The following is a 6,561-nucleotide window of genomic DNA, read 5'->3' on the forward strand; positions in this document are numbered from 1 at the left end:
CTATCGTGTCCTTATGCCTCGCTCTGCCGTCCCCCGTAAGACCTCGAACTCCTCTACCGCCGACACCCGGCAGCGGATCCTCGCCGCGGCGAGGGATGAGTTCGCCCGGTACGGCATCGCCGGCGCCCGAGTGGACCGCCTCGCCAAGCAGGCGCGGACCAGCAAGGAACGGGTCTACGCCTACTTCAGCAGCAAAGAGGCCCTCTATCACCACATCGCCGAGCACGAAACGGCCGCGCTCGTCGAGGCCACCCACTTGGACCCGGCCGATTTGCCCGGCTACGCAGGCATCCTCTTCGACCACTTCACAGCCCACCCGGACCACTATCGACTCATCACCTGGGGCCGCCTCGAACTCGGCGACGGCGAAGCCGATAGCGCCACGGTTGACCCCCTGCGGACCACCATCACCGGCAAGGTCGGACAGCTCCGCGACGCGCAGCGCGCCGGCCTGATCGATGCCGCCTGGGATCCGGTCGACGTGCTCGCCCTGATCAACCAGATCGCCACCACCTGGGCAGGTCAACCGGAGATCGGCGCCGCCGCGGCCAAGCTGGCCGCGGACACCTCCGTCGGTGCACGCCGCGCGGCCCTGGTCACCGCCGTCGAGCGCCTGTTCCCCCGCCCACACTGAGCCTCAGACCGCCGGACTCCGAAAAATCTGCATCGCGCCTCAGCACCGCTGCAGCAGACCCGCGAGCCAGGCGCCACCACCGAGGGTGAGTGCGGCCCCCGCCGCGCGGCGGCGGCGTGAACTGGGGGCCGCGCTGACCCCCGGCGGGCCCGAGGATCCGTGGACGGGAATGCAGATCAGCGCTGCATCTGGAGGGCGTCACGGTCACCCGCTGTTCGATATTGACGAGATGCGACAGTGCTCGGTCACCAGCCAATGAAGCGAGGCGCCACTTCGAGTGCTCGTGGCGCGGTCAGTTCTTCGCGGTCGCGGGAAACAGGCGCTCGACGGCCGCGACGATGGCAGCTCGGCGCGCAGCCAGGAACGTGGCGCGATCCTCGCCGTACGGGGCAGCAGGTCAGGCTGTACAGCCCAGGGCGTGGCGATCTGGCGGACGAAGACCAGGATGCCGACCGGGTCCCACCCTGCGTCCAGATGGCCGGCTTCCTGGGCCTCGTGGATCTGCTCGATCTTGTGGGCCACTGATTCTCGGAAGCGGTCGGGGCGTTCGGTGAAGTATTCATGGAGGTGGCCGGCGTAACCGGGCTGGTCGGTGGGGTCCATGCGGGTCGCATCGGCCACGGCCGCCGGCTCCTGCGCGGAGACGAAGGCCACCTTGCTGGAGAAGCAGGCGTAGACGCGTTCCTTGCTGGTCCCGGCGCCTCTCATATCTCCAAGCTATCCGACCAAACCGTTTGGTTTGACGCCGCGCAGTGGTCGGCGTAGCCTTCAAACCGAACTGTTTGGTTTCACGTCAGGAGATCCTCATGCAAGACAGGACACTCGGCACCCAGGGCCTCGCCGTCTCGGCGATCGGCTACGGCTCGATGGGCCTGACCATGGCCTACGGCCCCGGAGACGAGGAAGCGGGTATCGCCGCCATCCGCCGCGCCCACGACCTGGGCGTCACCTTCTTCGACACCGCCGAGCTCTACGGCTGGGGCACCGGCTCCAACGAAATCCTGGTCGGCAAGGCGGTCAAGGACTTCCGCGACGAGGTCGTACTGGCCACCAAGTTCGGCTACGACCTGTCCGACCTGTCCCAGGGGTTCGGCCTCAACAGCCGCCCCGACAACATCCGCAAGGTCGCCGACAACAGCCTGCGCTATCTGGGCGTCGACCAGATCGACGTCTTCTATCAGCACCGGGTCGACCCGGACGTGCCGATCGAGGAGGTCGCGGGGACGGTGAAGGAACTGATCGACGCGGGCAAGGTGAAGTACTTCGGCCTGAGCGAGGCGGGCCCGGAGACGATCCGCAAGGCGCACGCCGTCCAGCCGGTCTCGGTCCTGCAGACCGAGTACTCGCTCTTCGAGCGCGAGGTCGAGCAGTTCTTCCCGCTCCTGAAGGAGCTCGGCATCGGCTTTGTTCCCTATTCGCCCCTCGGCCGCGGCTTCATCACCGGTACCGCGAAGCCCGCGGGACAGTACGACGCCACCGACCTGCGCAACACCGACCCGCGCTGGCAGCCCGGCAACTTCGAGAAGAACGTCGAAGCCGTGGACCGGCTGGGCCGGCTGGCCACGGCCAAGGGCATCACCGTCTCCGAGCTCGCGCTGGCCTGGCTGCTCGCCCAGGGCGAGCACATCGTGCCGATCCCAGGCACCCGCAGCGCCGCCCGTATGGAAGAGAACGCCCGCGCGGCCGACGTCGCCCTCACCGAGGGCGATCTCGCCGCGATCCGCGAGATCCTCCCGAACGGTGGATTCGGCGCCCGCTACGCCGAAGAGCATGCCCCCAACTGGGTCTGACCCCCACACGAGCGGACCTGCGAATCGACCACCGGTCCCGCCGCATGAACATCCGGAGCCCGGCCGCCGTCACGGGTAGGTCGTGGTGTCGCGGACCGCGAAGGCGGCCGGGGCGAGAACGGTGCGGTCGCGGAAGAAGCGGCCGAAGTCCGCGGGATCGGTGAAGCCAAGGTGGTCGGCCACGGGCAGGGCATCCCATCGGGCGCCTGCCAGCAGGCGCCGCTCGTCGATGAGTTCACGCACTCCCTTGCCGGTGGCGTCCCGGGTTGAGACCGGATCGCCCCGGGTGTGCGGCTCGATCAGAGCTTCGAGCGCGGGCAGCAGAGCGGGGTCGGTGGCCGTCACCGGCTTACGGCCGGCTCCTGGAGCCCGGATCCGCCCCGCCGGCAAAGGGCACCTGGACAGCTCGGAGATACCACGTGCAATGGTGGCCGCACTGGCGCCAGAAGCGGCCATCACCAGCGAGATCCCGCCATGGCCAAGCGCTGCGGCCTCACTGGCCAGGTAGATCCGACGGCGCCGCTCATCGAGATGGAGAAGGAACTGATCGGCCCGCGCCCGAGGTCGCGCTGGAGGCTGCACGCGCCGGGTATGCCACGCTCGTCGCGGACCGGACCATCCTGCGGTTCCACACCAACTGCGCCGCCAGTGAACCGCTGGTGGGTGAGGCGGTACGCAGGTGCTACGCCAGGCAGGTCGACACCGTTCGGCGGTTCCTGCGGCCCGACCGACATCGATGAACCGTTGGCACACGTTCCCACCGGTCGGTGATCTGATTTCCCCGCAGGGGCCTCCTGTTCGTCGCTCTTCCGGAGGTCCCTGACGGAGTCGTGGGGCGGTGCCGGTTCAGGAAACTCCCTCGCATCGCGCTTCGAAATCCGTGTACTCGGCCAGATGGACGGCTTCGAGGATGGCCATGGGGTCCCCGAACGGGCCCTCGGGCTGAGGGCAGATACCGGTCGCGTGGAGGCCGGACAAGTGCTCCTTGATCGCGTTCGCCGCCACACTCAGTGTGGTGGCGGCGGTGGTGACGAGGGATATCCCCGCTTCCCCCATGTGCTCGAAGGAGTATCCGGCGGGGATGGTCCCCATCCCCATGACCGGTCCGTCGACGTGTGCGGCGACGGACCGCATGAGTTCCATCTGTGCCTCGGGGGTCAGTGTGCCCCAGCCGGGCTCGGTAGCGTCCAGCAGCATCGGCATGACCATGTCGGCACCGGCCTCGATGTACCGGTTGCAGCGTTCGATCACCTCCTCGACACCGAGACCGTCGGCATCCGTTCGAGCGATGATGACGAAGTCCGGGTCCGTCCTCGCCGCGCACGCCGCCTTGACCCTCTGGAGGGCGTCTTCCCGGCCGACCACCTGCCGTCCGGCGAGGAGCGGGCAACGCTTGGGGCTGACCTGGTCCTCTATGTGCATGCCGGCGACGCCCGCCCGCTCCAACTCGCGGACCGCGCGACGTATGTTGAGAACACCTCCGAACCCCGCCTCGCCGTCGAGGATGACCGGAATATCGACGGCGGAGGTGACTCGCGCGGCATGCTGCGCGAGTTCGGTCAGGGTGAGGATCCCCAGATCAGGGGCCCCGAGCTGGGTCGCTTCGACGCTGAAGCCCGACAGGTAGGCGGCCCGGAACCCGGTGATCTCGATCAGGCGCGCGGAGAAGGCGTCATAGCACCCCGGCGCGAGAACGGGGCCCGCGCTCAGCAGCTCACGCAAACGCTTTGTTCTTTTCACGTCAGACATCCCGATCCGAATGCGCTCACCGGGGAGCGAAGAGCCGTTGGACTGCCGTCGCCAGGCTGGCGCGGCGCCGTTCGTGGTCGGCGACGGGGTCGTCGCCGCTGGCGGTGTAGGTGACGCTGGTGGGCGCCCAGGTCATGGCGAGTCCGACGAGGATGTCGTAGGCATCGGCGGCGGGGAGCGACGCGTCGAGAACTCCGTTCCTCTGGCCCTCGGCGATGACCGCGACCTTCGGGGCGGATGACGCCGGCGAGAAGAGGGGCCCCGTAGGGGAGCGTTCGAGCCGCGCCCAAGCGGCCAACCGCAGCAGATGGGGACTTCGTACATAGGCGTCGTACAGCCGGGCGGCGTAGTCGGCGACGCCGTCGGCGGTCAACGGCACGGTATCGACGATCTCGTCGACGAGCTGCCGCAACACCTCGTCGAAAAGCTCCTGCTTGCTGGCGTGGTACGAGTACAGCTGCGCCTTGCTGACCTGCGCGGCGGCCGAGATGCGATCCACTCGTGCACCGGCGAGGCCGTGCTCGGCGAACTCGGTGGCCGCCGCCTCCAGCAAACGACGACGACTGGCTTGGGCTCTATCCATGGCACCAGTATAAACGAACTGGTTCGTTTGACACTGGATCCGCCCGCAGCTACGGTCGCTTCACAAACGAACCAGTTCGTTTCGGGGTCTCGCGCCCCGGCGCCCCTCGGCGCCTCTCGGTCTCGCCCGGGGCAGCCGGCATCGGCCGCGAACGGTTCCCGCGGGTCTCGTCACATTCACCAAGAAGTTCGGAGGGCTCGGTAATGGCAACCTTTTTTGACGGAAAAGTTCAGGTAGCGCACCCCGACAGGCATTACATCGGCGGTGAGTGGACACCGTCGAGTTCCACCTCGCGCTTCGATCTCATATCGCCGACGACGGAGGCGGTGACGGGTCAGGTGGCGGCGGCCGGCGAGGTCGATGTCGACCGCGCCGTGGCGGCGGCTCGTCACGCGTTCGACCAGGGCCCCTGGCCGCTGATGAACCCCGCCGAGCGGAGCGAGTACATCACCAGGCTCGCGGAACGTCTGCGGGGCAGGATCGAGGAACTCGCGCACGCGTGGACGGGCCAGATCGGCGTGGCCCATGACTACGCCGCGGTCGGCTACGCCATGGCGGTCGACTTCTTCGAGGCGCAGGTGAAGACGGCCGCTTCCTTCCCGTGGGAGGAGCAGCGCCCGACTGCGTATCCGGACAGCGTCGCCCTGGTGCGCCAGGAGCCAGTCGGTGTCGTGGCCGCGATCGTCCCGTGGAACGCGCCGTTCTTCTCGACCGCGATCAAGGTCGCCCCGGCCCTGATGGCAGGGTGCACCGTCGTCCTCAAGCCGTCTCCGGAGACCCCTCTTGAGGCGTACATTCTCGCCGAATGCGCCGAGGCAGCCGGCTTCCCGCCGGGTGTGCTGAATGTCATCGTGGCGGACCGCGACGCTTCCGACTATCTCGTACGGCGGCCCGGGGTCGACAAGGTCAGCTTCACGGGCAGTACCGAAACCGGCAAGCGCATTGCCGCGGTCTGCGCAGATCGGGTGGCCCGTGTCGCCCTCGAACTCGGCGGAAAGTCACCGGCGATCGTGCTGGAGGATGCCGATATCGACCAGGTCACCGACGTTATGGCGTCGAGTCTGTCCGAGGTCAGCGGTCAGGTCTGCGTCAATATGACGCGTTATCTGATCCCCGAGAGCCTCAAGGATGAATTCATCGCCTCGATGGTCCGGAAGCTGGAGAAGATCACGGTCGGAGACCCGTACGCGCCGGAGACGACGATGGGACCGCTGGCCACTCGGCGTCAGATCGAGAAGGTCGAATGGTTTGTCCAGAAGGGACTTGAGGAGGGAGCGAAGCTCGCCACGGGTGGCAGGCGTCTGCCGCATGCGGCCGGCTACTACTTCGAGCCCACGCTCTTTGTCGACGTCGACAACATGTCCACGATCGCACAAGAGGAGATCTTCGGCCCGGTGGCCTGTGTGACCACCTACCGGGATATCGATGACGCCATCCGCTTGGCGAACGAATCGAAATTCGGTCTGGCCGGTGCCATCTTCACCAACGACAGCTCGGCGGCTTACCGGATCGCGACCGCCGTCAAGGCCGGCAGTCTCGCGCAGAACGGACTCAAGCCTGACTTCAGCATCGCACATGGTGGATTCAAGCAGTCCGGCGTAGGCAGGGAGGGTGGTGAGGAAGGTCTGAAGTCCTATCTGGAAATGAAGACAATCGTTCTGGACGCCTTGCCGGAGGTCGCTGCCGGGGCCTCTTCGTAACCGGTCAGCCGGCCGGTGTGGGGGGGGGGCCGGGGGGCGGGCGGCGCCCCCCGAAAAAAAAACTCAAGGCCGGGCCGAAAAGGGGGAGTGGGGGGGGGAGGGGCG

General features: G+C 67.5%; 6 protein-coding genes and 1 pseudogene. 3 read left to right on the forward strand and 4 right to left on the reverse strand.

Annotated features, from left to right (window positions below):
- Positions 1–13: 13 nt before the first annotated feature.
- On the forward strand, positions 14–634 hold the full coding sequence (locus ACFWV8_RS07415; protein WP_384198814.1) for a TetR family transcriptional regulator: 621 nt from the start codon (positions 14–16) through the stop codon (positions 632–634).
- Positions 635–838: 204 nt separating this feature from the next.
- Here ACFWV8_RS07415 and ACFWV8_RS07420 read toward each other — a convergent pair whose 3' ends face one another.
- On the reverse strand, positions 839–1,342 hold the full coding sequence (locus tag ACFWV8_RS07420; RefSeq protein WP_384198815.1) for a hypothetical protein: 504 nt from the start codon (positions 1,340–1,342) through the stop codon (positions 839–841).
- Positions 1,343–1,440: 98 nt separating this feature from the next.
- Here ACFWV8_RS07420 and ACFWV8_RS07425 point away from each other — a divergent pair, with 98 nt between their 5' ends.
- The gene (locus ACFWV8_RS07425; RefSeq protein ID WP_384198816.1) at positions 1,441–2,424 is read left to right on the forward strand and encodes an aldo/keto reductase; all 984 of its coding nucleotides are present in this window, start codon (positions 1,441–1,443) and stop codon (positions 2,422–2,424) included.
- Positions 2,425–2,655: 231 nt separating this feature from the next.
- On the opposite strand, the pseudogene ACFWV8_RS07430 reads toward ACFWV8_RS07425, so the two are convergent.
- From ACFWV8_RS07430 to ACFWV8_RS07440, 3 genes and pseudogenes are all read right to left on the reverse strand, one after another.
- A pseudogene (locus ACFWV8_RS07430) lies at positions 2,656–3,006 on the reverse strand (ISAzo13 family transposase); the annotation flags it as partial.
- 264 nt (positions 3,007–3,270) lie between these two features.
- Positions 3,271–4,146: an oxaloacetate decarboxylase gene (locus ACFWV8_RS07435; RefSeq protein ID WP_384198817.1), complete on the reverse strand. Its 876-nt coding sequence runs from the start codon at positions 4,144–4,146 to the stop codon at positions 3,271–3,273.
- Positions 4,147–4,189: 43 nt separating this feature from the next.
- On the reverse strand, positions 4,190–4,756 hold the full coding sequence (locus ACFWV8_RS07440; protein ID WP_384198818.1) for a TetR family transcriptional regulator: 567 nt from the start codon (positions 4,754–4,756) through the stop codon (positions 4,190–4,192).
- Positions 4,757–4,959: 203 nt separating this feature from the next.
- Here ACFWV8_RS07440 and ACFWV8_RS07445 point away from each other — a divergent pair, with 203 nt between their 5' ends.
- On the forward strand, positions 4,960–6,456 hold the full coding sequence (locus ACFWV8_RS07445) for an aldehyde dehydrogenase (RefSeq protein WP_384198819.1): 1,497 nt from the start codon (positions 4,960–4,962) through the stop codon (positions 6,454–6,456).
- The last annotated feature ends 105 nt before the right edge of the window (positions 6,457–6,561 follow it).

The organism is Streptomyces sp. NPDC058665 (assembly GCF_042714995.1).
In the GTDB taxonomy this organism is placed as follows: Bacteria; Actinomycetota; Actinomycetes; order Streptomycetales; family Streptomycetaceae; genus Streptomyces.

Coding starts and splice junctions, on each gene's coding strand:
- ACFWV8_RS07420 (WP_384198815.1), bottom strand. CDS start 1,342: ATGAGAGGCGCCGGGACCAGCAAGGAACGCGTCTACGCCTGCTTCTCC.
- ACFWV8_RS07415 (WP_384198814.1), top strand. CDS start 14: ATGCCTCGCTCTGCCGTCCCCCGTAAGACCTCGAACTCCTCTACCGCC.
- ACFWV8_RS07425 (WP_384198816.1), top strand. CDS start 1,441: ATGCAAGACAGGACACTCGGCACCCAGGGCCTCGCCGTCTCGGCGATC.
- ACFWV8_RS07440 (WP_384198818.1), bottom strand. CDS start 4,756: ATGGATAGAGCCCAAGCCAGTCGTCGTCGTTTGCTGGAGGCGGCGGCC.
- ACFWV8_RS07445 (WP_384198819.1), top strand. CDS start 4,960: ATGGCAACCTTTTTTGACGGAAAAGTTCAGGTAGCGCACCCCGACAGG.